The sequence below is a fragment of the Mycoplana sp. 10N416 genome (assembly GCF_056394765.1).
In genome coordinates this window covers 347060-371861 of sequence record NZ_JBFTIM010000001.1, presented here as the reverse complement: position 1 = coordinate 371861, position 24802 = coordinate 347060, and the positions used below count along the sequence as shown (strand labels likewise).

General features: G+C 64.6%; 19 protein-coding genes. 5 read left to right on the top strand and 14 right to left on the bottom strand.

The genetic code is table 11. From position 1 onward, the window contains the following. Window positions 1-37: 37 nt before the first annotated feature. From AC1DDS_RS01720 to AC1DDS_RS01710, 3 genes are all read left to right on the top strand, one after another. The gene (locus AC1DDS_RS01720) at window positions 38-1132 is read left to right on the top strand and encodes a glycosyltransferase family 4 protein (RefSeq protein ID WP_477477312.1); all 1095 of its coding nucleotides are present in this window, start codon (window positions 38-40) and stop codon (window positions 1130-1132) included. Further along, window positions 1129-1884, top strand: coding sequence for a polysaccharide deacetylase family protein (locus tag AC1DDS_RS01715; protein WP_477477311.1), 756 nt, complete (start codon window positions 1129-1131; stop codon window positions 1882-1884). The genes AC1DDS_RS01720 and AC1DDS_RS01715 overlap by 4 nt, the downstream gene beginning before the upstream one ends. Before the next feature lie 178 nt (window positions 1885-2062). Next, window positions 2063-2590, top strand: a complete 528-nt coding sequence (locus AC1DDS_RS01710; RefSeq protein WP_477477310.1) for a DUF1801 domain-containing protein — start codon at window positions 2063-2065, stop codon at window positions 2588-2590. A 106-nt stretch (window positions 2591-2696) separates the two neighbouring features. Here the strand turns inward: AC1DDS_RS01710 and AC1DDS_RS01705 are convergent, their stop codons facing one another. The 12 genes from AC1DDS_RS01705 to AC1DDS_RS01650 form a co-directional block, all read right to left on the bottom strand. Next, on the bottom strand, window positions 2697-3524 hold the full coding sequence (locus tag AC1DDS_RS01705; protein ID WP_477477742.1) for an MBL fold metallo-hydrolase: 828 nt from the start codon (window positions 3522-3524) through the stop codon (window positions 2697-2699). 312 nt (window positions 3525-3836) lie between these two features. Then, complete coding sequence (locus tag AC1DDS_RS01700; protein ID WP_310414358.1) at window positions 3837-4298, bottom strand: cyclic nucleotide-binding domain-containing protein; 462 nt, start codon at window positions 4296-4298, stop codon at window positions 3837-3839. A gap of 50 nt (window positions 4299-4348) precedes the next feature. After that, window positions 4349-7060 carry an ABC transporter transmembrane domain-containing protein gene (locus tag AC1DDS_RS01695; protein WP_477477309.1) on the bottom strand — a complete coding sequence of 904 codons (2712 nt, stop codon included), beginning with the start codon at window positions 7058-7060 and terminating at the stop codon, window positions 4349-4351. A gap of 349 nt (window positions 7061-7409) precedes the next feature. Beyond that, window positions 7410-8600: a glycosyltransferase family protein gene (locus tag AC1DDS_RS01690; protein ID WP_477477308.1), complete on the bottom strand. Its 1191-nt coding sequence runs from the start codon at window positions 8598-8600 to the stop codon at window positions 7410-7412. Continuing rightward, window positions 8600-9844, bottom strand: a complete 1245-nt coding sequence (locus AC1DDS_RS01685; protein WP_477477307.1) for a glycosyltransferase — start codon at window positions 9842-9844, stop codon at window positions 8600-8602. Before AC1DDS_RS01685 ends, AC1DDS_RS01690 begins: the two co-directional genes overlap by 1 nt. 11 nt (window positions 9845-9855) lie before the next feature. Continuing rightward, complete coding sequence (locus AC1DDS_RS01680; RefSeq protein WP_477477306.1) at window positions 9856-11058, bottom strand: glycosyltransferase family protein; 1203 nt, start codon at window positions 11056-11058, stop codon at window positions 9856-9858. 78 nt (window positions 11059-11136) lie between these two features. After that, window positions 11137-12312, bottom strand: coding sequence for an ABC transporter permease (locus tag AC1DDS_RS01675; RefSeq protein ID WP_310417802.1), 1176 nt, complete (start codon window positions 12310-12312; stop codon window positions 11137-11139). Continuing rightward, window positions 12309-13307 carry an ABC transporter permease gene (locus tag AC1DDS_RS01670; RefSeq protein ID WP_477477305.1) on the bottom strand — a complete coding sequence of 333 codons (999 nt, stop codon included), beginning with the start codon at window positions 13305-13307 and terminating at the stop codon, window positions 12309-12311. The genes AC1DDS_RS01675 and AC1DDS_RS01670 overlap by 4 nt, the downstream gene beginning before the upstream one ends. A gap of 3 nt (window positions 13308-13310) precedes the next feature. After that, a complete protein-coding gene (locus tag AC1DDS_RS01665; protein ID WP_477477304.1) occupies window positions 13311-15221 on the bottom strand; it encodes an ABC transporter substrate-binding protein in 1911 nt (636 codons plus the stop codon). Continuing rightward, window positions 15218-17107: an ABC transporter ATP-binding protein gene (locus AC1DDS_RS01660; protein ID WP_477477303.1), complete on the bottom strand. Its 1890-nt coding sequence runs from the start codon at window positions 17105-17107 to the stop codon at window positions 15218-15220. Before AC1DDS_RS01660 ends, AC1DDS_RS01665 begins: the two co-directional genes overlap by 4 nt. A 142-nt stretch (window positions 17108-17249) precedes the next feature. Further along, entirely contained in the window at window positions 17250-18194 is a 945-nt protein-coding gene (locus AC1DDS_RS01655) for a polysaccharide lyase family 20 protein (protein ID WP_477477302.1), read from the bottom strand. A gap of 184 nt (window positions 18195-18378) precedes the next feature. After that, window positions 18379-19743, bottom strand: coding sequence for an adenylate/guanylate cyclase domain-containing protein (locus AC1DDS_RS01650; protein ID WP_477477301.1), 1365 nt, complete (start codon window positions 19741-19743; stop codon window positions 18379-18381). A gap of 236 nt (window positions 19744-19979) precedes the next feature. Between AC1DDS_RS01650 and AC1DDS_RS01645 the strand changes: the two genes are divergently transcribed. After that, on the top strand, window positions 19980-21323 hold the full coding sequence (locus tag AC1DDS_RS01645; protein WP_477477300.1) for a nucleotide sugar dehydrogenase: 1344 nt from the start codon (window positions 19980-19982) through the stop codon (window positions 21321-21323). A gap of 22 nt (window positions 21324-21345) precedes the next feature. Next, window positions 21346-21831 carry a class I SAM-dependent methyltransferase gene (locus AC1DDS_RS01640; RefSeq protein ID WP_477477299.1) on the top strand — a complete coding sequence of 162 codons (486 nt, stop codon included), beginning with the start codon at window positions 21346-21348 and terminating at the stop codon, window positions 21829-21831. An 11-nt stretch (window positions 21832-21842) separates the two neighbouring features. On the opposite strand, the gene AC1DDS_RS01635 is transcribed toward AC1DDS_RS01640, so the two are convergent. Both AC1DDS_RS01635 and AC1DDS_RS01630 read right to left on the bottom strand, forming a co-directional pair. Further along, the gene (locus tag AC1DDS_RS01635) at window positions 21843-23561 is read right to left on the bottom strand and encodes an adenylate/guanylate cyclase domain-containing protein (protein WP_477477298.1); all 1719 of its coding nucleotides are present in this window, start codon (window positions 23559-23561) and stop codon (window positions 21843-21845) included. Window positions 23562-23771: 210 nt separating this feature from the next. After that, the gene (locus tag AC1DDS_RS01630) at window positions 23772-24800 is read right to left on the bottom strand and encodes an NAD-dependent epimerase (RefSeq protein ID WP_477477297.1); all 1029 of its coding nucleotides are present in this window, start codon (window positions 24798-24800) and stop codon (window positions 23772-23774) included. Window positions 24801-24802 lie beyond the last annotated feature (2 nt).

The window sequence follows — 24802 nt, the reverse complement described above, 5'->3', positions numbered from 1 at the left end:
TCCAAACCGCACGCTGATGCGCTAGAACGCTCTCCTGATGAAGATCGCCTTCTACGCTCCGCTGAAATCGCCGAACCACACGGTACCCTCCGGTGATCGCCTGATGGCGCGCCTCCTCATCGAGGCGCTCGAGCGCGGCGGCCACACGGTGACGGTCGCGTCCGAGCTGCGCAGCTTCTCGTCCGATCCGGCCGGGAAGGAAAGAGAGCGCACCGACCGCGAGGCGGACGCGGAAGTCGAACGGCTGTCGCAGCTCTGGAGTCTCGAAGGCACCCCCGATGCCTGGTTCTGCTATCACCCCTACTACAAGGCGCCCGACCTGATCGGCCCGCAACTCGCCCGCCGGTTCAGGCTCGCCTACCTCACCGCCGAGGCGTCCTATTCCCGGCGGCGCAACCAGGGGATATGGGCCCGGAACCAGGACCACCTGATCGAAGCGGTGCGTGCGGCCGCCGTCAACATCTGCTTCACCCGCCGCGACCGCGACGGTCTCCTCGAAGGTGTTCCGGACGGGCGATACGTGCTGCTGCGCCCCTTCATCGATCCGGCGCCATTCCTCGCTAAAGAACCGCGTCCACAGCCGGGCCGGTTCGCCACGGTCGCGATGATGCGCGCCGGCGACAAGATGGAAAGCTACCGCATGCTGGCGGCCGCCCTGGCTCATCTGCCGCACGTCCCCTGGACGCTGTCGGTCGTCGGTGACGGGCCGCTGCGCGAAGAGGTGACGTCGCTGTTCGCGGCGCTTCCGTCCGAACGCATCACCTGGCATGGGCAGCGCAGCACGAAGGAGGTTGCCGAGATCCTGCGGCAGTCCTGGGCCTATGCCTGGCCGGGGACGGGCGAGGCCTATGGGCTCGCCTATCTCGAGGCGCAGGCGGTCGGGCTGCCGGTTGCGGCGCAAGCGGTCGCCGGCGTGCCGGAGGTCGTGCGGCACGGCGTGACGGGCCTGCTGACGCCGGCCGGCGATGTCGGCGCCTATGCCGCGGCGCTGGAGCGGCTTTTGACCGAGAGCGGCGAGCGTGATCGCATGGCAGATGCTGCGCGCCGCTTCGTGACCGAGGACTGTTCGATCGAAGGCGCGGCGCAGCGCCTCAACGACATCCTGCATCAACACCTGGGAGCCCGCGCATGAGCGATGACGCCGTCTGGCAGCCGCTTCTCGACGAACTCGATCGCTGGCAGCAGCGGGGGCGGGTCGCGACATTGTGGCTGCGCGACGACGACGCGGTCGAGCCGACGGTTCCCCTCGAGCGGCTGCTGACGCTGTCGGGCCATTACGCCGTTCCGACGACGCTCGCCGTCATCCCGGCCTTCACTGGTGAGGCGCTGGCGCATCGGCTGGCGACGGCGGCGCATGTCGAGGTCACGGTGCATGGCTGGTCGCACGACAATTTCGCGCCTGCCGGCGAGAAGAAGCAGGAGCTCGGTGGCCATCGGCCGGCCGTTGTCGTCCTCGCATCGCTGGAAAAGGGGCTGGCGCAGCTTACACGCCTCCATCGGTCCCGTTTCGTGCCGGTGCTCGTGCCGCCCTGGAACCGGATCGATGCGAAGCTGATCCCGGAGCTCAGCGGGATCGGCTACCGCGCGCTCTCGGTCTTCGGCCCGGAAAAGGACTTGGGGCTGCGGGCGATCAACAGCCATGTCGACGTGATGGACTGGCGCGGAACGCGTGGCGGACGCGATGCCGGCGTGCTGATCAAGGAGATGGCGGTGCGGTTGCGGGCGATGGAAGCGGACGGCGGGACGCTCGGTCTGCTCACCCACCATCTCGTCCACGACGATGCGGTATGGACTTTCCTGGAAACGCTGTTCGAGCGGACGGTCCGCCACCCCGGCTGCACCTGGACCGGGCTATCGACGTTGGTTGATGATCTGAGGCAATAGTCGGGACGGCGCCGGAATTTGGTCCATCGACTTGCCTGAACCGCAACATAGCCGGCACGTCCGAGAAGACGCGGATCTTCATTCGCATGCCGCCCGTTCAGCTTGTCTGAAACCGACTCGCCGGAATGGACGTTCTGTGCTGTGTTTACATTCCAGTCCATCAACTGTGGTGAATGCAATGTCGGGACGGACGAGCAAGACACCGGCAGCGGCAGTGCCGGCCAATAGCGACGCCAAGCGCGCGAAAGATAAGACGAGCAGCCGATTGGCTGCAACCGAGCGCGCGATGCCCTCGGCTGGTGGCGAGCCGCGCCTGCTTTCGGGCGGCAATCCGCAGATCGCAAAGGGTGACGGAGATGCTCCGGTGCAGGCCTATATCGCGGCCATGCCGGGCTGGAAAAGCGATGTCGGGCGCCGCCTCGACGCGCTCATCGCCCGGACGATCCCCGGCGTACACAAAGCCGTCAAATGGAACTCGCCATTCTACGGCATCGAGGGCCAAGGCTGGTTCCTCAGCTACCATTGCTTCACGAAGTACATCAAGGTGGCCTTCTTTCGCGGGATGTCGCTGCGTCCCGTCCCGCCGGGCGGCTCCAAGCAGAAGGAAGTCCGCTATCTCGACATCCACGAGGACGACATGCTCGACGAAGCGCAGTTCGCTGCCTGGGTCGAGCAGGCCAGCCGATTGCCGGGAGAGCGAATGTAGGTGGCCGGTGCAGATTGGACGTCTGGCAGGGAAATGTCTCTACACCGTGTGAGAGACAGCGAGCCGAAGCGAGCGGGCAAGTAAATCCGAAAGATGGCAGCACGCTTCAGCCGACGGTGGCGTATTCCAGCACTTGGCCGTCGCGGGCGGAGAAGGAATTGGGGAATTCGGCAGCCGCGAGGCGGTCGATCTGTTCCAGTTCCGCGTCGGTTCGCCACGGCGCATGGTGGATGAAGGCGATCTCCCTGGCATTGGCTGCCCGGGCCAGGCGGATCGCCTGCTGCCAGGTGGAATGGCCGAAGCCCTTGAAGATCTCCATTTCCTCGTCGGTATAGCAGCAGTCGTAGATGAACAGGTCGACGTTCTCGATCAGCCTCAGGACCTCCGGATCGAGCGTGCCCGGCACGTGTTCGGTGTCGGTGATCATCGCCACCGATCGCCCATTCCATTCGACGCGGTAGCCGATCGCGCCACCGGGATGGTTGAGGTTGCCGGTGCGCACCGTCACGTCCGGCCGCGGCTCCAGCACGTCACCGGCGCGGAAATCATGATAACCGAGATGGGCGCGGCAGATCTTCGGATCGACCGGGAACCACGGCGGCTGCATGAACTCGCAGACGATCTCCCGGGTCGTCATGATGCCCGCCAGGTGTCCCGACCAGATGTTCACGGCGCAATCGGGGTTGTACAGCGGTTTGAAATAGGGAAGGCCGATGATGTGGTCGTAGTGGCAGTGGCTGAAGAAGAGATCGACCTTGTCGACGCCCTCAGCTTTCAGCGCCAGGCCGGCAGGGGGGATACCGGAACCGGCATCGAAGAACAGGACCTGGTCGCCGCAGCGGATCTCGACGGAAACGGTATTGCCGCCGTAGCGGATGAACTGCGGACCGGAAACCGGGATGCTACCGCGCGTACCCCAGAAGCGCACGGACATGACATCGTTCGCGCCGTTGCTTTCCTTCAGCCGGCGGGGGCCTTGCGTTTCGTGCCTCGAATGCGGCGGCCTTCCCAACATGTTCATCTCTGCCTGACCTCTTCCGGATCGCCGAAGGCGGCGAAGGCTCTAGCCTTCCACAGTTCCTTTCGGTGCCCCAGACACAATTGGTATTTTAAGCGTAGCGAATGTGAAACTGTTTTGCGAGAAGGAAGTTGGGAGGGAAACGCCAGCCTCCAAAAGTCCGGAACTCCGAAAACCATCCTGTCTCAACGTTTCAATGCCGCAACTGGTTCCTTTCCTGTGTGCAGGCTAATCCTGCTTGCGTGCCCGAGCGCGCGCCTCGGTCAGCTCCGCCGTGGTGCGGCTGAGACGGCTGGCGAGCTCGCGCATGATTTCGATCGTCATCTCAGGGAAGTCGGTCAGCAGCTTGAGGAAGTGTTCCTTGCTGATCCGCAGTGCCTCGAGGCTGGTCGCCGCCTTCACGGTCGCGGTGCGCGAGACATCGCAGAGGATCGCGATCTCGCCGACGATCGAGTTATCCTCGACCTCGGCCACCTTGATCTGGCCGCCCGGCGCCTCCACCAGGATGTCGGCCTTGCCGGTCAGGATGACGTAGGCGGCGTCGCCGCGGTCGCCCTGCCTGAACAGGATTTCGCCGGCCGCATAGCTCACCCGGTCGGAGGTGAAGGCCAGAAGCTTCAGCTTCGTCGGCTCCACTCCGGCAAACAGCGGCACCCGCCGCAGCATCTGTACCTCATCCTTCAAAAGCATGGTCTCGTCCGTTCCCCGGTGCTGGTGGCCTAAGGCCTTCTATCGCGCCATTATGACACCAATTCCTTGAATGTCGCATTGTCTGCAAGTTCGGTATGATTACCATCTCCCACCAGCCGGCCTTTGTCGAAGATCAATACCCGATCGAAAAGGTCCGTCAGCGACGTGTTCGACAGCACCCAGACAACCGCCGAACCCCGGCTGTGGTTTCGCACCAGCGCCAGCGCGTTTCTGCAGATCTGCTCCTGCAGGCGTGAATCGAGCGCCGGCAGCGGGCGGTTGAAGACATAGAAATCGGACTGGCGCAGGAGTGCGCGGGCGAGATTGAGCTTCTGGCGCTGGACCTGGGTGATGCGGCGGCCGCCCGGACCGAGATTGAATTCCAGCCCGATCGACAGCACCTGGTCGTACAATCCCGGCTCGCTGAGCAGCGAGATCACCATGGCACGCACCCGCTCCGGACCGTCCGCCTGGCGGTGACTGACGCGGCCGAAAAGCACGTTGTCCAAGATGCTGGCCGAGGCCGTGAAGGTGTCGGGATCGTAGCGATCGATCGCGTCCTTCATGTCGTCCGGCATTCCGTCGTGGAACTGGCGGCGCACGTCGACGATCTTGGCCATCAGCTCGTCGCTGAGGAGGCCGAAGCGGTGCCGCGGCTCGATATAGGCGAAGCTGAGGCGGATGATGTCGTGCTTCTCGTCGTCCGTCGTCTCGGCGAAGTCCTTGCCCTTCAGCCGCTGCAGCAGCTGCTGGTAGTGCGGGATGTCGTCCGCCGTCATGAAGGTGAGCTGCTGGAAGAACGGATGATCCGGCGGCAGCCCGGCGAAGAGCTCGACCGCGTTCTCGGCGATCTCGTAGCCCATCTGGTAGAGAATGCGGTCGAGGCCGTTGCGGGTGACCACGTCGACGAAATACCGGTTTCGGCCGATGGCGCGGCCCATCAGTTCTTCGCCGATGGCGGTGCCGAACAGCAGGTTCTCGCCGACTGTGGCCTCGACATTGTAGCGATCCGGCTCGAATGGAACGACGAGGTTGCCCAACCCAGCCCTTTCCAGTTCCTCGCGGAAGGTTTGGCGCAGCTCAACGATATGTGCCGTCAGGTCCGGGTGGAACGCCGGATTGATGGTCGAGCGCAGCGCCAGCTCCAGAATATCTTTGGTCAGGTACACGCAATCGAGCGCCGCGGTCACCGAGTCGAACAGGTCTTCCGGCCCGGTCGCCCCTGCCGCCTCGTAATCGATCCAGTCGCTGTGGATGTCGAGATCGGGGTTTCCGGCCAACCTGGCCTCGGCGATCTCCCATTTGCGCTGGCCGATGTGGGCATCGTCGTATTCGGCAGCCTTGAGCGGCGCGTGCTTCAGTCCGTAGAGCAGGTTGTCGCGCAGCGAGCCAAAGAAGAAATAGGCGTCGGAGGTGACGTAGGTAATGCGCCGCCCGGTGACCGATTCCGGCAGGTCGAGCAGATCTTTCGATCCCACGGTGATACGCCCCGATTCCGGCCATACGGTCCTGCCGATTGCCTCGGCCAGCGCCTCGCCGCCGGCGGCGGCCCCGCCGATGATCGCTGTGAACTGGCCCGGATCGAACTGGATCGACACGTGCTCGAGCGTGCGGGCGCCGCTGTCGTCGGCAAGCGTCAGGTTGAAGGTCGCGAGCGGGCCATCGAGACGTTTCGGCTCGTCGATCGCAACTGTTTGCAGGGCGGGATCGATGAGGTTGTTGACCTTGAACTGCTCGACGACCTGAGTGTACTTGATTTGAACATCCTGGCGCGCCTGATCCCAGTCGATCAGTTCCTTCAGCGGACCGGGCAGATCCTTGTAGGCCGCAATAACAGCCACCAGCTGGCCGATGTCGAGCCGACCCTGCAGCGCCAGGTAGCCGCCGATGCTGTAGAACAGGAAGGGCGTGACGGAGGCGAGGAAATTGTTGATGAACTTGACCAGGAACTTCCACTGGTAGAGGTCGTAGCGGATCTTGAAGATCCGCCCGAGCCGGGCGGCGATGTCAGCGCGCTCCAGGTTCGAGGTGTCGAAGGCGCGGATCGTGCCGATGCCGTCGACGATTTCGCTGACCCTGCCGGCCAGTTCGCGCGCGGTCAGTTGCCGTTCCCGGCCCAGCACCAGCAGCCGCCGCCGCATGCGCGGAATCAGCACGGCCTGCACGGCGACGATGATGCCGGCGATCATGCCAAGCCAGACGTTCTGGACATAGATGAAGAACAGCGCGGTCGCAGCCTGGCCGCCGAGCAGGGCCGGGGCGACGAAGGCGTCGCCGGTGAAGCCGCCGAGCGGCTCCACCTCGTCCTTGATCATGCTGGCGATTTCAGCCCCCTTCATCCGCTTGAACTGGCCGGGGGGAAAGCGCAGCACGCGATCGATCAACTCGAAGCGGATGCGGCGCAGCAGCCGCTCGCCGAGGCGGCCCTTGTAGGTGTTGATGTAGAGCTTGAACACCCCGTTGACGACGACCAGGCCGAGGAAGACCAGGCTGAGCGCCATCAGCATCTGCAGCCGGTTCAGTTCGACACCGGGAAAGAACACGACGTTGCCGAACAGCGGCAGGTCGTACTCGATCCGCATGAAGAGTTGCCGCGCTGCCTCGCCCTCGAAGCCTTGTCCCTGGATCGGCCCGTTGACGATCCGCTTGGGCAGGTCAAACGACATGAAATAGGGAATCATCGACAACGCGACGACCAGCAGGATCCAGAGTTGCTGCTTGCGCGTGTGAGACCAGATGTAGCTTGCGAGACCTTTTTCCATGAACCGTTCAGACCGTGGAGAAAGCGAGGTACTGCGCGCGTGACGAAGGCGAACTGGCCTCATCGATATCCGCGCGGTGTGATGGGTGCTCCATCACGATTTCAAACCGCGATACAGGCATCTCAAACGCTCCGGAAAAGGCGCGTCACGTAACGCAGCCATGAGCCTCCCTTCGTGCAGTGAAAAGCGTTTTCGCATTGATTGCAAGGTGCTGACCATCCGCAGACGGCAGCGAATGTCGGTTTGCAAGTAAAGGATGTGTCGTGGGTCCTTCAGATCGAGCTGCCGCACGTTCCCTTTCGTTCACTCGCACCTCTGTGTTCCCGAACCGGTTTTCTCCCGGAAGTGGCTAGCGCGCGGCGCTCTCGCGCGCGAGGTCCGATACGCGGGAGCCGGCCAGCAGGCGGTGCAGAATCGTCGATGTCTTCGCCGCGCCATCGAGGTCGAGCGGCGGCACGGATGGCATCGGCCGCTCCATCGTCGTCGCGATCGCCCGCGTCAGGCTCTCCGGCGAAAGCGCGCTTTCCGAGACCACCGTGGCCAGCCCGAGCCTTTCCAGGCGCAAGGCCCGGGCGGTCTGCTCGGTTTCGCCCCCGGCCGTGAACGGCACGAAGACGGCCCGGCAGCCGGCGCGGAGAATGTCGCACACGGTGTTGTATCCGGACTGCGACACCGAGAGCCGCGCGGCTGCAAGAAGGCTCGGAAAATCGGGACGGAAGCGCGTGACGTGGACATTGTCCGGCGCCGTTGCGACGGTGGTGTCAAAGGCGGCCTGCGGCAGGTTGGGCCCGGCGATCAGACACCAGCGGAAGGCCTGCGGCAGGGCGCGGGCGGCGGCGATGGCCGCCTCGTTCAGCGTCGCGCCGACAGCTCCGCCGCCCGCCGAAACAAGGATGTCGAAGCGCTCCGACGCCGGGGCGGGCGGCGGAGCGGCGACGAGGCCGGTATAGATGACCCGATCGGCAATCGCGCCCGCCAGCGAAAAGCTGTCCTCCAGCCTTGCGAAGGAGGGATCGCCATGTACGAGGATGCCGTCGAACCGGCTGGTCGCAAGCGCGACGCTTTCCTCGTCCCGACCGGGCTTGCTTCGCTCCTGCAGGATGTCACGCAGCGACGAGAGCACGATCGGCCGCTCCTGCATTCCCGCAATCTCGTCGAGCAGCGGCAGCAGTTCGAAGCGCACCTGGCGGCGGCCGAACGGAAAAGCCTCGATGATGACGACGTCCGGCCTGGTTTCGCGGAAAGCGGCCAGCAGGCGGCGGCGGCGATGGTCCCGGAAGGCGTCGTCGACGGGATGGCCGGCGAGATCGACGAGGCCCGAGAACCCGGCATCGCCCGCCGCCACCGGCGGCAGTTCGACATGCCGTATTCCGGGGCCCGGAAAACTCTGCACCGGCGTTCCGCCCGTGACCATGGTCACGTCGAAGCCGTCCTCGGCGAGGGCCCGGGCAATGCGGCTGGCGCGGGCGAGGTGGCCGATCCCGAGCAGATGCTGGACGTAGAAGAAGACGCGCGGTCCAGACTTTTCGAAGTCGCTCATCAGGCTGCCTGCCATTCGGTTTCGAACAGCGTCTTCAGCTGCCGGATGCTGGTGTGGTGGTCGAACTCGGCGCGAACGCGCTGTTCCGCCGCTTCGCCCAGGCGCTTGCGCAACACCGGATCGCGGATCAGCCTTTCGAGCGCGGCCGCCAGCGCCTTCGGGTCCTCCGGCGGCACGACCAAGCCGTTCTCGCCGTCCTGCAGAAGCTCCGGAATGCCGGAAATGTTGGTTGAAACGCAGACGAGCCGCTGGCTCGATGCCTCCACCAGCACGTTCGGCAGGCCGTCGCGGTCGCCGTCCGGCGTGATGCGGCAGGCGAGCGCGAACAGGTCGGAGCGGCGGTAGTGGTCGAGCACCTCCTGCTGGTCGAGCGCGCCGTTCCAGGTGATCCGGCCGGCGATGCCGAGCGTCTCGGCGAGCTGCTTCATCGCCGCAAGATTCGGTCCGCCGCCGATATGGACGAAGCGCCAGGAGAGATCGGCGGGCAGCAGCGACAGCGCCTTGAGCAGCACGTCGTAGCCCTTCTTGTCGACCGCGCGGCCGACGCTGACGACCGTCACCGGGGCATCGGGATCCGATCCGTCGCGCATCGAATGCGCGCCGTCGAAGCGGCCGAAGCGGTCGAGATCGAGACCATGATAGCTGAGGTGGACGTGGTTCTTGCCGTTCGCCAGCCCGCGCAGGCGGTCGAAACCGGTCTGGTTGCAGGTCACCGTCCAGCGAGTATGGGAAAGCTTGCCTTCGAGTTCCCAGTCGGGCGAGGTCCAGATATCCTTGGCGTGCGCCGAGCAGGTCCAGGGGATGCCGTTTATCAGGCTCGTGTAGCGTGCCACGGAGGCGGGCGTGTGGATGAAGTGCGCGTGCAGCCAGTCCACCCCTGCCGGCCATTCGGCGCAAAGCACCGCGGCCTGGCCGAAGCGCCGGAAGCGGTTCGGCGTCAGGTCACGGCGGAGGTCCTTGAGGAAGGCGCGGAAGGCGGCCTTGAAGCCGGGCAGGCGGGCGCTTTTGACGAGCCCGCGAATGACGCGCAACGGCTCCTGATACAGGTACTCCGGCAGATAGTGCACGGGCGCACGGATCTCGTCATGGACGGGATGGCGCTTGGTGTCGGTCGGATGACGCATGGAAATGAGCGTCAGGTCGAAGCCGGCCCTTTCCAGCCCCAGGAGTTCCTGGGCGATGAAGGTTTCCGACAGCCGCGGATAGCCCTTCAGGATGACGGCGATTTTCTTCCGTGATGTCACTTTGTTCAGCCTTATACGACGGCAAGCCGCATGTTGTCCCGGGTCTCGAGCAGGTCGCCGACGATCTGGGAGATGTGCGGCAGCCCTTCAAGCCTCAGTGCCTGTGAGGTCTGGGACGGCGGCGCACGGTCGGGCAGGGCCTTCAGCACCTCGGCCAGCACCTTCGGCTGGCGCGATTCCTCCGGCGACAACATCTGCACCAGCCCGAGTTCCGAGGCGCGGCGCGCCCGGATCAACTGCTCCTCGCGCGGGTTGACGCGGGGAACGACCAGCGCCGGCTTGTCGAACGACAGGATCTCGCAGTAGGTGTTGTAGCCGCCCATGGCGACGACCGCGGTCGAGCCGGCGATCAGTTCCTCCATGCGGTTGTCGAACTCGATCACCTCGACGTGGGGGATCTTCGAAGCCTTGCGCACGAGCTTCTGGCGCTGCGCCGCCGGCATGTAGGGGCCGAGAACGATCAGCGCCTTGTGCGTCAGTTCGGGGTCTTCCTTGTAGGCGTGAACGACGTCATGGATGAGGGAGGCCCCGTCGCCGCCGCCGCCGGTGGTGACCAGGATGTAGTCCCCCTTCGGACGATGTCCCGATTCGTGCTCCTGCGAGACGCTGCGCTGCAGGAAGCCGACGAAGTTCATGCGGGCGCGAACGACGGGCGGCACGTCGAGACCGATCAGCGGATCGTAGAAATCCGGCGGCCCATAGACCCAGACCTTGTCGTAATACCTGGCGATCTTGCCCAGGACATCGTGGCGCTTCCATTCGGCGTCGAGCAGGTGCGGCGCGTCCATGACGTCGCGCAGGCCCAGCACCAGCGTCGTGCCGCGGGCTTTCAGGTAGGCAAGCGTGTCCTCGACTTCGCCGCGCAGGCCCATCGGTTCCTTGTCGACGATGAAGATGTCCGGCTGGAAGCTCTCGGCGGTGTGCCGGATGATCGATTGCCGCATCTTCAGCGTCTCGTGCAGGTCGATGTGCTGCTCCATCGAGGTGTATTCGCCGTTGCGCAGCTTGATGACGCTCGGGATCTTCACGAAATCGACGCGGGCACGATAGTCGAAGGCGCCGGCGATCGGCGAGCCGGAAATGATCAGGACGTTGAGGCCGCGGAAATCCTCCACCAGCGAATGGGCGATGGTGCGACAGCGCCGGAGATGGCCAAGACCGAAGGTGTCGTGGCTGTACATCAATATCCGGGCGTCTTCCAGGCGTCGTGTCATCGGATACTCCCACACAGGTCGAACGACAGATCTAAGAGGCCGTACTAGGATTCGCTAATAATGCACCGCACAATTTTGTTACTTGTAGGGGTCGGCTGCATCCCGCAACCCGTCGCCCAGGAAGTTGAAAGCGAGAATCACCAGGATGACGGGGATCATGGGGAACAGCAGCCATGGGTAGAAGGCGATAACGCTGACGCTGCGTGCCTCGGTGAGCAGGATGCCCCAACTGGTGATCGGCGGGCGCAGGCCGAGGCCGAGGAAGCTGAGGGCGGTTTCGCCGAGGATCATGCTGGGAATCGTGATGGTTGCCGAGGCGATCAGATGCGACATGAAGCCGGGCACGAGATGGCGACCGATGATGCGGCTGCTTTTCGCGCCCATCAGTTGGGCCGCCAGGACATAATCCTCCTCGCGCAGCGCGAGCAGTTTTGACCGCACCGCCCGCGCCAGCCCGGTCCAGTCGAGCAGGCCGAGAATGACGGTGATGCCGAGATAGACCAGGATCGGACTCCAGCTGACGGGCATGATCGCCGCCAGCGCCATCCACAGGGGAATGCTCGGGATCGATTGCAGGACCTCGATGATACGCTGCACGAAAAGGTCAAGGTAGCCGCCGTGGTAGCCGGCGAGGCCGCCGATGACGATGCCGAGCGTGAAGCTGATGGCAATGCCGATCAGGCCGATCGTCAGCGAGATGCGGGCGCCGTAGATGATGCGCGAAAGCACGTCGCGGCCGAGGCGGTCGGTTCCGAGCAGGAACATCTCGCCGTCCTTGGCCGGGCAGACCAGATGCAGGCTCGCGTCGAACAGACCCCAGAAGCGGTAGGGATCGCCGGAGCAGAAGAAGCGCAGCGGCTGAACGTCATTCCGATTATCGCTGTAGACACGTCTCAGCGTGTCCATGTCGAGCTTCATCTCGCGTCCGTAGACGAACGGACCGACGAGCTGGCCCTCGTGGAAGAGGCGTACCCGCTGCGGCGGGGCATGAATGAAATCCATGTTGCGCGTGTGGAGGTTGTAGGGCGCCAGGAATTCGGCGATGACGATCATCAGGTACAGCGCCAGCAGGAAGATGCCGGAGGCGAGCGCCAGCCGGTGCTTCTTGAACTTCCACCACATCAGCCGCGTCTGCGAGGCCTGGAAGACCTTCGCCTGCCCGGCAGTCATCGCCTCGACCGAGTAGGGGTCGAAGGGCGCGGTGGAAACGTAGTGCTGCAGGGGGGAGCCGGACGGCGGCAGCGGAGAGTTCATTTGGTGCTCCCGCCTTGGAGTCGGATGCGCGGATCGAGAATGGCGAGCGCGATATCGGAGATCAGCACGCCGACGACGGTGAGGAAGGCAAGGAACATCAGGAACGAGCCGGCGAGGTACATGTCCTGGCTCTGCAGCGCCTTGATCAGCATCGGTCCGGTGGTTTCCAGCGACAGCACGATGGCGGTGATTTCAGCGCCGGAAATGATCTGCGGCAGGATCGAGCCGATGTCGGAGATGAAGAAATTCAACGACATGCGCAGCGGATATTTGACCAGCGCGCGGAACGGGTTCATGCCCTTGGCGCGCGCCGTCACCACGTATTGCTTCTGCAGTTCGTCGAGCAGGTTGGCGCGCAGGCGCCGTACCATGCCGGCGGTGCCGGCGGTGCCGATGATGATGACCGGGATCCACAGATGCTCGAGGATCGACTTCGCCTTATCCCAGCTCATCGGCTCGTTCAGGAACCGCTGGTCCATCAGGTGCCCGATCGAGGTGCCGAACCAGATGTTGGCGAAGTACATCAGGATCAGCGCCAGCATGAAATTGGGAATGGCGAGGCCGAGCAGTCCGATGAAGGTCAGGCCGTAGTCGCCCCAGCTGTACTGGTGGGTGGCGGAGTAGATGCCGATCGGAAAGGCGATCAGCCAGGTGAACAGGATGGTGACGAAGGAGACCAGCACCGTCAGCCAGAGCCGGTCGCCGACCACCTCGGAAACCGGCAACTGGTACTCGAAGGAATAGCCGAAATCACCCTTGAGCATGCCGCCGACCCAGTGGAAGTAGCGGATCGGTGCCGGCTGGTCGAAGCCGTAGCGCTCGCGCAGCGCGTCGATCTCCTCCATATCGGCGGCCTCGCCCATGGCCCGGAGTTCCGAGACATAGCTTTCGAAGTAGTCGCCCGGCGGCAGTTCGATGATCGTGAACACGAGGACCGAGATCAAAAAGAGCGTCGGTACCATCACGGCGATGCGCCAAAGGATATATCTCAGCATCGCTTAGGCGCTCCCGTCGAACCAGAACGTGTCGGGCATGTAGACGCCCATGAAGGCGGTCGGGTCGAAGCCGTAGAGGCCTTTTTCCGGCACGTTCCTCATCTTCCTGGAGGTGAGGACCGGCTGCAGCGTGGCATTGACGATGCCGATCGAGAAGACCTGGTCGGTGTAGATCGACAGCATCTCCGTCCAGATCGTCTCGCGCTCGGCCGTCGAGGTTGAGCGCTTCCACTGCTTCATCAGTTCCACCAGCCGCTTTGCCTCGGGAAGGTCCGGCGCCTCGCCCTTCTGCTCGTTGGAGAGATAATGCAGGCCCCAGACCGGCCATTGCAGTTGCTCGTCGCCGGTCGGCGCCAGCGCCGACGGCGACATGTCCGCGGTCGGAATGCCGTTGTCGATGCCCTGCTGCACCGAGATCATGATTTCGCCGCCAAGCGCACGACTGCGGAACACGTCGCGCTGTGAGGTGCGCACGTGCAGCTTCAGCCCGATCTGCCGCCAGTGGTCGGTGACGAGTTCCAGCACGTCGGTCTCGAGCGTGCTCTCGCCGGCCGATTCGACGATGAGGCTCGCTTCCCGGCCGTCCGGCAGCACACGCAAGTCTTCGTTCTCATTCCAGGTGAGGCCGATCTCATCGAGCAGCTTGTTGGCAAGGTCGCGATCGTGCTGCGCCCAGGCGTGCTGGTACTCGGGTTTGAACAGGGGGCTTTGCGGGAGGATCGTGTCGGCGCTTTCGCGCGCCAACCCGAAGAAGCTCGCCTTGTTGACCTCCTCCCTGTCGATCGCCACCGACAGCGCCCGGCGGAACCGGACGTCGCGGAAGAGGTCGCGCCAGACCCTGTCGCCGCAGTTGAGGTTCGGCAGCAGCGCGATGCGCGAGCCCTGCGTGTGTTCCCACAGGCGGACCCGGACCGGATAGCGTTCCTCCGCGTCCTTCAGGAATGTGTAGTCGGCGAAATCGAGGCCGTATGCCTGGATGTCGGTCTCGCCGGCGCCGGCCTTGGCGGGAATGATGCCGGAGGCGGAGACATTCAGCAGCACCCGGTCGATATAGGGCAGTTGCTGGCCGGTCTCGTCGACGCGGTGGAAATAGGGATTGCGCTCGAAGATGAACTGTTCGGCCGGCGGCGCGGTCAGGTTGCGCCACGGGTCGAGGGTCGGCAGGTCGGGGTTTTCCGGGCGATAGGTGCGCGAGCGGTTGATGTGCAGCCCGGTCCAGTCGTCGGTGCCTTCCTCCTCGACCAGCTTTTTCAGCGTCTCGGGGTCGGCATATTTCGGATGGAACTGCTTCATGTAATGGGCCGGCAGCGCCAGCGTCAGCGGTTGCGGCGAGGCGAGGCGCTGCAGGAAGTCGGGGTTCGGAACGTCCCAGGAATAGCGGACGGTCAGCCGGTCGACCACCTCGAAGTGTGGCGGTTGGCCGTCCGAAAGCAGGTCGAGCGGCAGCCCGCGCGGGCGCATCTCCTTGTTGTTGAGCACGTCTTCCCAATAGTAGACGAAGTCGTCGGTGGTGAAGGGGTGGCCGTCCGACCAGCGATGTCCGTCGCGCAGGCGGAGGGTGTAGACGCGGTTTTCGACCTGCTCGAAGCTCTCCAGGATATCCGGTTGCAGCACGAGGTGCTCGTCGATGCCGATCAGGCGGGCATAGCCGTTGATCGTCATCAGGCGGATATCCTTCTGGCCGCCGATGATCATGCGTGCCGAGCCGCCGTATTGGCCGGGGGTCCGCCCCATGGCCGCCAGGTTGATGACGCGCGGCGCCTTCGGAATGCGCTCGGCCATCGGCGGCAGGGAGCCGTCGGCGAGCTTGTCCTTGAAGGATTCGGGTTCGCGCGACGGCGATGCCGCCCGCGCCAGCGATATGGGGAGGCAGGTGGAGGCAAGCAGGCCGAGAAGGGTTCGACGCGTGATCACGGGCGCAGCTCCTTCACATCCGCAGTCCGGCGGGCCAGCACGAGATGGCCGTCGCCGAGATCCACCGTTGTCAGCCCGTCGCCACCGGAATCCCGCTGGAACTGGACGGACCAGTTGCGCATGTCGCTGGCATTCGCGGCCTTCAGTGCCGAGAAATCCAGCGGCCGGTCGAGGTCGGGGAAGGGGACAGCCGCAAGGAGCGACTTCGTATAGGGATGAACGGGCGCACGCATGAGCGTTTCACGCGGCGCAAGCTCGACGATCCGCCCTGCGCACATCACCGCAATCCGGTCGGCCATGTAGTCGACGACGGCCAGATTGTGGGAAATGAAGAGATAGGTCAAGCCGAGGTCTTTTTGCAGATCCTTCAAGAGGTTGAGGATCTGTGCCTGCACCGATACGTCAAGCGCCGAGACCGGCTCGTCGCAGATGAGCAGTTCCGGCCCGAGCGCAAGCGCCCGTGCGATGCCGATCCTCTGGCGCTGGCCGCCGGAAAACGAATGCGGATAGCGGTTCAGGTAGCGCCGGTTGAGACCGATCACCTCCATCAGCGCGCCGACCGTCTCCAGGCGGGATTTCGCCGTGCCACGGTCGTGGATCTCCAGCGGTTCGGCGAGGATGTTCTGCACGGTCATGCGCGGCGACAGCGACGAAACCGGATCCTGGAACACCATCTGGATCTTGGCGCGCAGCTTCTGCAGGTCGCCGCCCTCGGCCTTGAGCACGTCGACCGGCCCGTCGCGATCGTTGAAGGTGATCGAGCCGGAATCGGGTGTCACGGCACGCATCAGCATCTTGCTGACGGTCGTCTTGCCGCAGCCGCTTTCGCCGACGAGGCCGAGGCATTCGCCGCGGCGGATGTCGAAGCTGACGCCGTCGACCGCGCGCACCGGCGCCTCTTCCGACCTTCGGAAGAAGCCACCCTTGCGGATCTGGAACGACTTGCTGACGTCGCGCACCGAGAGCAGGACCTCCGAGCCAGCCGGCTCCCTTGGACCCGCGGTGCCAAGCAGGTGCGAGGCGTTGACCGGCACCTCGCGCAACGCCTTCAGCCGTTCGCCGGGCTTCATGTCGAAATGCGGCACCGCAGCCATCAGGCCCTTGAGGTAGGGGTGGGTGGGGCGGCGGAAGATGGCTTCGACCGGACCCGCCTCCATGACCTCGCCGTGGAAGATCACCACCACCTCGTCGGCGACGTTGGCGACGACACCGAGATCATGGGTGATTAGCAGCATCGCCATGTTGAGCTCCTGCTGCAGGTCCTTCAGAAGCCTGAGGATCTGCGCCTGGATCGTCACGTCGAGTGCGGTGGTCGGCTCGTCGGCGATCAGCAGCGCCGGCCGGCAGATCAGTGCGAGCGCGATCATGGCGCGCTGGCGCATGCCCCCGGAAAGCTCGAACGGATACATGTTGAAGGCGCGCTCCGGCTTGGCGAAGCCGACCAGCCGCAGCATTTCGATCGTGCGCTCGTAGCGCTCGTCCTTGCTCATGTCCTCGTGGATGGTGAGCACCTCGCTCACCTGGTCGCCGATGGTGTGCAGCGGCGACAGCGAGGTCATCGGTTCCTGGAAGATCTTGCCGATGCGCCGGCCGCGGATAGCGCGGATGTCCGGTCCATCCTGCGACAATTGCAGGATATCGGTCTGCTCGCCGGTGAGCGGATCGTTGAAAAGGATACGGCCGCTGGCCGTGGCGATGCGTGGCAGGATGCGCATGACCGACTGGCTGATGACGGACTTGCCCGAACCCGACTCGCCGACAAGCGCGGTCACCTTGCCGGGGAGAACCCGCAGGCTCGCGTTTTTCACGGCATCGACCTGCCCACCGAGCATGGCAAAGGAGATGCTGAGATCTTCGATCCGCAACAGATCCGCCCCTAAGATCATGCCCGGAAAATCCTTCGGTTACGTTTTGTGCCCTATATTCAAGACAGTAACGGAGGCTTTGCGGCCTGTCCATCGTATTTGCCTACAGTCTCACGTGCTGACATTGACGTTTTATATCGACGTAAAATCAATGGCTTGAAGTTCATTCTGCCGCCGTCGCGGCCCGTAGCGCCGCCAAGCCGGAAGGTCCCAGCACGTCTTCGCTGCGGGTGGAGCGGCGAAAATTGTCGTAGTAGAGCGACCATCCGCCGTGCGCGGCTGAGCGGTATGGGCCGAACTTGAAATATTGCCGGGCGCCAAGCCCCTGTTCGGCGTGGCCGACATGGCCGCGGACGGTCACGACCCAGCGGTCGTTGGCGAAGAGTTCGATGTGCCCGCTGCCGTCCGGCCCCGGTCGGGTCATCACCGCAAAATCGATCCAGCCGCTCTGCGGCGCCGGCAGGCCGTTGCCGCGGTCGACCATGGCAATCCGATCGGTGTGGGCCTTGAAAAGGCGTCCGTCGTGCGGCTCCCAATGCGGGTCTGTGGCGACGAGCGCACGCATCTGCCGCTTTTCCGGCCGCAACCAGACCGGCGTGAGGGCCGGTGTGCCGGCGGGAACGGGAAGGCTGCTCTGACCGACCGGATAGGTTGTTTCGACGGTCGCAAACAGCCGGCCCCGGACGAGGCGCAGCGCCAGGAAGGGGCTGAAGTCACCTTTCGCCCCCGGCCCGATTTCGCGCTTCCACTGGGCAATCAGATGCCGGTGGTCGTCCTGCGGGATGGGGTCGGCGAAGCGGACCGAGAAGCCGTACCAGACGGCCTTGTCATAGGGCACGCGCAGCGCCGTGCGTTCCCACACCTCCGCCCGTTCGCTGCGATGGCGCTTGCCGTTCCAGATCGGCCGTACGCTGAGCTTGAGCGCGCCCGCGCTGCCATGGGTGACCTCGCGCTGGAACTCGACGGTGCCGGCGCTCTGCTCGGCATTTTCGCGATAGTAGAGCCCGCCCGCGGGCGAGAAGCCGTCGCCCTCGAAGCCATCGATCAGTCTCGCCTCCCAGGCGGACCCGTTGGATTCGCCACCCGTCGCATTCGAGTCAGGCCCCATCAGGATCATCCCTGTTCGTGACGAGATATCTGTCTGAGGGAGGCAAACATGCATCAGTCCCGGACGTTTTTTCAAATCCGGGCGGCCTGACGCGAGTGACGCCTCGCCCCGCTTATCCACCTCCGGTTCGGCTGATCGCCAGCCCCATCGAGCCGTGCAAACGGGTTCCGTGCCGGGCCTGACGTTAATTGAGCCCGCGTGCGATCATCGGCACTTTCGATTTCTGTTCACCGTTGGGCGTCGAGCGGGCATCACGATAGAGCAGCATGACCTGCTCGGCTTCCGAACGCCCGTCGCGGTCCACGGCTTCCATCGCCTCGGCGCGGTCGAGCTTGAGGTTGGTCTGGCCGGGCAACAGCACGGTGAGCTTCTGGCGCACGCCGCGCAGCTTCTCCTGGCCGAGCGTGACCCATTCTCCGCCGCAGTAGGTGGCGAAGGTCTGGCTTGCGACGATCGACTGCGAATACTTTTTCGTCAGCCCCTGGAGCCGCTGCACCTCGTTCACGGCCGAGCCAAAGGCGGAGAAGGTGAGGCGGTCCTTCAGCCCGACATTGCCGAACATGACGTTGCCGACATGCAGGCCGACCCCGTAGCGAATGTCCGCCAGCCCATCCTTGCGGCGCCTGGCGTTGAGTTCGTTCATGCGCATCGTCGCAAGGCGGACGGCCGACATCGCCGCCCGCGCCGCGACCTGCGAGGGTTCACGGTGGCGGCCGCAAGGATAGACCGCCAGGAACCCGTCGCCGATGAAGCTGAGGATCTCGCCGCCGTTGCGGTTGAACGGCATCGCGATGGCGTCGAAGAACTGGTTGAGGGTGTCGATATAGGCCTGCCGGCCTTCCTTCTCGGCGAGAACCGTCGACTGGCGCATGTCCGCCATCACCAGGGCGGCGCGGATGGTCTCGCCGTCGCCGCGGCGGATCTGGCCGGAGAGCACGCGCCTGCCGGCATTGCCGCCGAGATAGGTCATCAGCATGTTGTCGGCGAGCTTGCCGAGCACGGCCATCTTGGCGGCAACGGCGAGACTGTTCTGGACTTTCAGAAGCGCCTCGATGACGTTGTCGTTGAAGCCTTCGGGGGCGTCGGTCGACCAGGAGCCGACCATGCCCTGGCCGGGCGATTCGCCGAAGGACTGGACGAACGCCATGTAGTCGGTCACGCCGACCTTCTTGAGGTCATCGAAGACCGGAAACTCGGACGGAGCCGTCGGATCGATGCGGCGGCGCAGGTGGTCGAGGTTGTTGTTGAGCAGGTAGTAATAGGGGCTGAGCAGGAACCGGGACGGCTCGGTATCCGCACCGGACGCCCGGAAACCTTCGACGGTGACGCCCTGGCCGCGCATCCAGGTGAAGCCCAGCGCGTCGTAGAGCGGATGCAGCATCGAAAAGCTCAGGTGGACACGCAACAGAGGCAGGCCCGCCGCGGCAAGCCGTTCGCAGAAGCCTGTGATCAGATATTCCAGGCTTTCGCCGCTCAGGGCGGTGGTTTTCAGCCACGCCGAAACGCGGTCCAGGAGGATGCTTGAGACGTCGGCCACGCGCGTGTTCATCGCTTGTCCCTGTGTCGGTGTGGAGCCCGCCCGCTTCGCTCGAAAACACGTCGCCCGATCATTGCCCGACGGGGCGACGCGTCCGAATGATATAAGTGAGGGGCCATCCCAAAACCAGAAGGAGGAGAAAGAAAACTGTTTCCCGTTTCTCGCTTCAATTTTCCGTCATTCGCGGCGTGCTTGACGCCGAATGGATTTGTCCGCAATGGATAGCTCACGATTGAACGGGTGCACGCTTGACCTCGCTGCCTTCTTCCGCCGAACATCTCCTGCAGGCCATTGCGCGGAAAAGCGCGCGCGCCGGCGTCATCGGGCTTGGCTACGTGGGCCTGCCGCTTGCGATGACGATTGCGCGAAACGGCTTTTCCCTCACCGGATTCGACATCGACCCGGCAAAGATCGTCGCGCTTGACGCCGGCCGATCCTACATCGAAGCAGTGCCGGACGCAGCCTTGAACGCTGAAAGCGAAGCGGGCCGGTTCCGCTCGACGACCGATTTTTCGCAGCTCTCGGCCTGCGACGTGATCGTCATCTGCGTGCCGACGCCGCTGACGAAGCATCGCGAGCCGGACATGTCCTATGTCATCAAAACCGCCGAGGCGGTGGCGCAGACATTGCGCCCCGGCCAGTTGGTCGTTCTGGAATCGACCACCTATCCGGGCACGACGGACGAGCTGGTGCGGCCGATCCTGGAGGCCGGCGGGCTTCGTTCGGGGACAGACTTCTTCCTCGGGTTTTCGCCGGAGCGCGAGGATCCTGGAAACCGCGACTTCGACACCGCGACGATCCCGAAGATCGTCGCCGGCGACGGCCCGGCGGCCTCTGCGCTGATGCAGGCTTTCTACGGCGCCGTGGTGAAGGCGATCGTGCCGGTGTCCTCCAACGCCACCGCCGAGGCGGTGAAGCTGACCGAGAACATCTTCCGCGCCGTCAACATCGCCCTCGTCAACGAGATGAAGGTGCTCTACGAGGCGATGGGCATCGACATCTGGGAGGTGGTCGACGCGGCGAAGACGAAGCCGTTCGGCTACATGCCGTTCTATCCGGGACCGGGCCTGGGCGGTCATTGCATCCCGATCGACCCGTTCTACCTGACGTGGAAGTCGCGCGAGTTCGAGCTGCCCACCCGTTTCATCGAGCTCGCCGGCGAGATCAATTCGGGCATGCCGCGCCATGTCGTCGGCCGCCTTGCAGAGGCGCTGGACATCCGGCGCGGCATGGCGCTCAGCCGCTCGCGCGTCCTCGTCATCGGGCTCGCCTACAAGAAGAACGTTCCCGACATTCGCGAAAGTCCCTCGTTGAAGCTGATCGAACTGATCGAGGAGCGCAAGGGCGAGGCCGACTATCACGATCCGTTCGTGGCGGAGATCCCGAAAACCCGTGAATACATGGCGCTGAAGGGACGGCAATCGGTGGCGCTGGACGAGGCGACGGTCGCGGGCTACGACGCCGTGCTGATCGCGACGGATCACGACGCGATCGATTACGCCGCGCTGGCGCGCTGGTCACCGCTGGTCATCGACACCCGCAACGCCTTCGCCCGGCGCGGGATCGACGGCGACAACATCGTCAAGGCATGAGGCATAGGAGAGTTTACGGGCAATGAGCCGTCTCGACAGTTTCATCCGCCGCCTGACGGCACAGCGCGATATCCTCAATCATATCCGCTGCGATCTGGATCTGCCGCCCGTCGGCGCGGTCATGGAAATCGGCCTCGGCAACGGGCGGACATTCGACCACCTGCGCGAATGCTTTGCCGACCGCCGGATCGTCGCCTTCGATCGCGACTGCCGGGCGCATGCGTCCTCCGTTCCGGAAGCAGAGAACCTCGTGCTGGGCGAGATCAACGAGACCGGCAAAGTATTCGAGACGGGAACGGCAGCACTCGTCCATGCCGACATCGGCACGGGCTATGCCGACAGGGACGCCATGACGCTGACCTGGCTGCCGCAGATGGTGGCCGGCATGCTGGCGACCGGCGGGATTGCCGCGAGCGGCCTGCCGCTCGAGCACCCGGCGTTGCAATCTCTGACGGTGCCCGAAAGCGTTCCGGCAAACCGGTATTTCCTCTACCGCAAGATCTCCTGACCCGTAGCGTGTCAGGTCGCGAAGCGCCGGCTCTGTTCCTCGGAAATCAGGTAGACCCGCATCGAGGCGCTGCGGCCGCGAATGGCAACCTCGCTGCTTTCCAGCCCGTCGACCGCCATGCCGGACTGCAGCAGGGCGGGCTCGGAGACGACGATCGCGATGTCGTTCTCCTTGGCCGTCGTCTCGAGACGGCTTGCAACATTGACGGTGTCGCCGATCGCCGTCAGGCTTTTTGTCGCCCCGTAGCCCATGACGCCGACGACGCCGGGGCCGGTGTGGATGCCGATCGCGATCCGCAGTTGCACGGCAAAGTCGCGTGACAATTCTTCGTTCAGCTGGCCGAGATCACGCACGATCGCAGCCGCCGCCGACAGCGCCTGGCGGCTGGCGTTCTCCCGTTTGCCGCCAAGGCCGAACAGGGCCATGGCGCCGTCACCGATGAACTTGTCCAGCCGGCCGCCGGCCTGTTCGACGGCCTGGCCGACGACGGCGAAATAGCGGTTCAGCAGGAAGACGACGTCATAGGGAAGGCGCGCTTCCGACAGGTCGGTGAAGTCCCTGAGGTCGCAGAACAGCACGACGATGTCTTCCTCGCGGCCCGGGCGGACCGGTTCAATGGGTGCGGGAAGGCCGTCGTCGGCGTTGGGAGCCATCAGCAAGGCGACGCTGAGATCGGCGGTGGGGTGAAGCTGGCAGCCGAGCCGGACACCGGGATCAGCATGGATGCGGGCGAGGGTCGCGACCTCGATCGGCCCCGGCGGCGGCAACGGGGCATCACTTTCGAGGACACGGACGCGGCAGGTCGAGCAACGGCCCTTGCCGCCGCAGACCGAGTAATGCGGCACATCACCATAGCGGCTGCCCTCGAGCAGGCTCAGGCCGCGCGGCGCACGCACGAGCGCGCCGTTCGAGTAGCGGATTGTGATCTGCGAGGCGCGCTCGGCCAGCATCCGCAGTCTTCTGAGGAAGAGGACCAGGGCGATCGCGCCGAGGAAGACAAGGTAGAGCCCGGCCTTGATGCGGCCGAGCCCCTCGGCGACGATGGCCGGGTCGACCAGCGGAGCGTGCGCCGTAAGGCTGCGCGGATAGGTGGGGTCGAGAAGCTGCGGGGCGCTTCGCGCCAGGTGGGCGAGCGTGCGGCCGGCCTCGGCAAAGCCGAGAAGCGCCAGCGCGGGAACGAGGATCGCGGCGGTCAGAAGGTAGGGCGAAGCGGTCCGGTACCAACTGCGAAAGCGCAGCCAGAAATAGACGCCGATGCAGGCATGCGCCCAGATCACCAGGAGGGCAATGACCTGGCGGGCACCCTGCAGCGGATTGACCACCCACAGGCTGCGGACGACCGTTCGATAGTCGACAACGATTCCGTACAGCGGCTGCGACAGACGGGCGGGGACGGCGTGCTCGATGATCAGGAATGGGATCAGCAGGCCAAGCACGATCTGGGCGGCCTCGCGCGGCGGCATGCGAAGCGTGCGGCGCAGATAGACCGATCGCAACACGAGGAGAACGTGCGTGACGACGGCGCCGTAGAGCAGGGTCGTGCCGACCGGGTTGCGCCAGATCGCGGAGAACGCCTTCAGCACCCGGTCGGCGGTGTTGAGCGATATGAGCAGGGTCGCGTGGTTGGCAAAGTGCATCGCCACGAAGCTGAGCATGACGAGGCCGGAACCGAGGCGCAGTTTCTGCATGAACCGTTCGGAGGAAATCAGCGCCACGATGGCCTTTGTCATGATCGGTCCTGGACGGTTTCAATGCTGGCCAGCCGGCCGAGTCCGGCCGAGCCTTGGATCAAAGCTAGGATAACAACGAGATAGTCCGACGTCAGCCTCGGTAAAAGGTGCCGGTTCGTTGACGCAGCGTCGACCATCCAGCGATTGCCGCGGATCGAGCATCCCTGCGGCGCGGCCGGTACGGCGGCGACGTGGGCTTCAGGCTGGTGGTCAGCTGCGGGCCGCCGGCTGGCTGGCGTAATGGTCCCGATACCAATCGACGAAGTCCTTCACGCCTTCGGCGAGCGTGGTCGCCGGCTTGTAGCCGGTGAGCGCGAACAAAAGGTCGGGGCTCGCAAAGGTGCGCGGCGGATCGCCTAGCTGCATCGGCAGGAACTTGCGACGCGCCGGCCGGCCGAGCGCTTCCTCGAGCGTCGCGACGAAATCCATCAGCCCGACCGGCCGGCCGCCGCCGATATTGACGATACGGAACGGCGCCTGGCGCGACAGGGTGTCGAGCGTTGCCGGAGCGTGGACGCGGTTCTCCTCCGACGGGATGACGGCGGACAGGCGCAGCATGCCCTCGACCAGATCGCCGACATAGGTGAAGTCGCGGCTCATCCGGCCTTCGCCATAGAGTTCGATCTCGCGCCCGGCGAGGATGGCGTTGGTGAACTTGAATAGCGCCATGTCCGGCCGGCCCCAGGAGCCGTAGACGGTGAAGAAGCGGAACGCGGTGGTCGGCAGCCGGTAGAGGTGGGCGTAGCTGTGCGCCATCACCTCCATCGCCTTCTTGCTGGCGCCGTAGATCGTCAGCGGCTCGTCCGCCCGGTCGCTCTCACGGAACGGGACGGTTTCGTTGGCGCCGTAGACCGAGGAGGTGGAGGCGAGCATCAGATGGCGGACACTGACCAGCCTGGCAGCCTCCAGCAGGTTCCATGTGCCGAGGATATTGGTGTCCACGTAGGACTTCGGCTCTTCCAGGCTGTAGCGGACCCCCGCCTGGGCGGCCAGGTGAACGATGACGTCGGGCTGGGCCGCCTCCACAACCTCCTTGAGAGGCCCGGCCTCCTCCAGCATGAGCCGATGGAAGCGGTAGGTCGGGAACTGGGCGAGCGCGGCGTTGCGCGCTTCCTTGAGGCTGACGTCGTAATACTGCGTCATCCCGTCCAGGCCGACGACTTCGTGTCCTTCCTCCAAGAGCCGCCGGGCGAGATGAAAGCCGATGAAGCCGGCCGTGCCGGTGATGAAATAACGCATGA

What these genes read in the sequence shown, in the direction of transcription:
- AC1DDS_RS01675 (WP_310417802.1), bottom strand. Translation starts at nt 12,312, where the DNA reads ATGAACTCTCCGCTGCCGCCGTCCGGCTCCCCCCTGCAGCACTACGTT.
- AC1DDS_RS01680 (WP_477477306.1), bottom strand. Translation starts at nt 11,058, where the DNA reads ATGACACGACGCCTGGAAGACGCCCGGATATTGATGTACAGCCACGAC.
- AC1DDS_RS01650 (WP_477477301.1), bottom strand. Translation starts at nt 19,743, where the DNA reads ATGAACACGCGCGTGGCCGACGTCTCAAGCATCCTCCTGGACCGCGTT.
- AC1DDS_RS01670 (WP_477477305.1), bottom strand. Translation starts at nt 13,307, where the DNA reads ATGCTGAGATATATCCTTTGGCGCATCGCCGTGATGGTACCGACGCTC.
- AC1DDS_RS01690 (WP_477477308.1), bottom strand. Translation starts at nt 8,600, where the DNA reads ATGAGCGACTTCGAAAAGTCTGGACCGCGCGTCTTCTTCTACGTCCAG.
- AC1DDS_RS01660 (WP_477477303.1), bottom strand. Translation starts at nt 17,107, where the DNA reads ATGATCTTAGGGGCGGATCTGTTGCGGATCGAAGATCTCAGCATCTCC.
- AC1DDS_RS01695 (WP_477477309.1), bottom strand. Translation starts at nt 7,060, where the DNA reads ATGGAAAAAGGTCTCGCAAGCTACATCTGGTCTCACACGCGCAAGCAG.
- AC1DDS_RS01630 (WP_477477297.1), bottom strand. Translation starts at nt 24,800, where the DNA reads ATGCGTTATTTCATCACCGGCACGGCCGGCTTCATCGGCTTTCATCTC.
- AC1DDS_RS01720 (WP_477477312.1), top strand. Translation starts at nt 38, where the DNA reads ATGAAGATCGCCTTCTACGCTCCGCTGAAATCGCCGAACCACACGGTA.
- AC1DDS_RS01715 (WP_477477311.1), top strand. Translation starts at nt 1,129, where the DNA reads ATGAGCGATGACGCCGTCTGGCAGCCGCTTCTCGACGAACTCGATCGC.
- AC1DDS_RS01635 (WP_477477298.1), bottom strand. Translation starts at nt 23,561, where the DNA reads ATGACAAAGGCCATCGTGGCGCTGATTTCCTCCGAACGGTTCATGCAG.
- AC1DDS_RS01655 (WP_477477302.1), bottom strand. Translation starts at nt 18,194, where the DNA reads ATGGGGCCTGACTCGAATGCGACGGGTGGCGAATCCAACGGGTCCGCC.
- AC1DDS_RS01700 (WP_310414358.1), bottom strand. Translation starts at nt 4,298, where the DNA reads ATGCTTTTGAAGGATGAGGTACAGATGCTGCGGCGGGTGCCGCTGTTT.
- AC1DDS_RS01710 (WP_477477310.1), top strand. Translation starts at nt 2,063, where the DNA reads ATGTCGGGACGGACGAGCAAGACACCGGCAGCGGCAGTGCCGGCCAAT.
- AC1DDS_RS01705 (WP_477477742.1), bottom strand. Translation starts at nt 3,524, where the DNA reads ATGTCCGTGCGCTTCTGGGGTACGCGCGGTAGCATCCCGGTTTCCGGT.
- AC1DDS_RS01640 (WP_477477299.1), top strand. Translation starts at nt 21,346, where the DNA reads ATGAGCCGTCTCGACAGTTTCATCCGCCGCCTGACGGCACAGCGCGAT.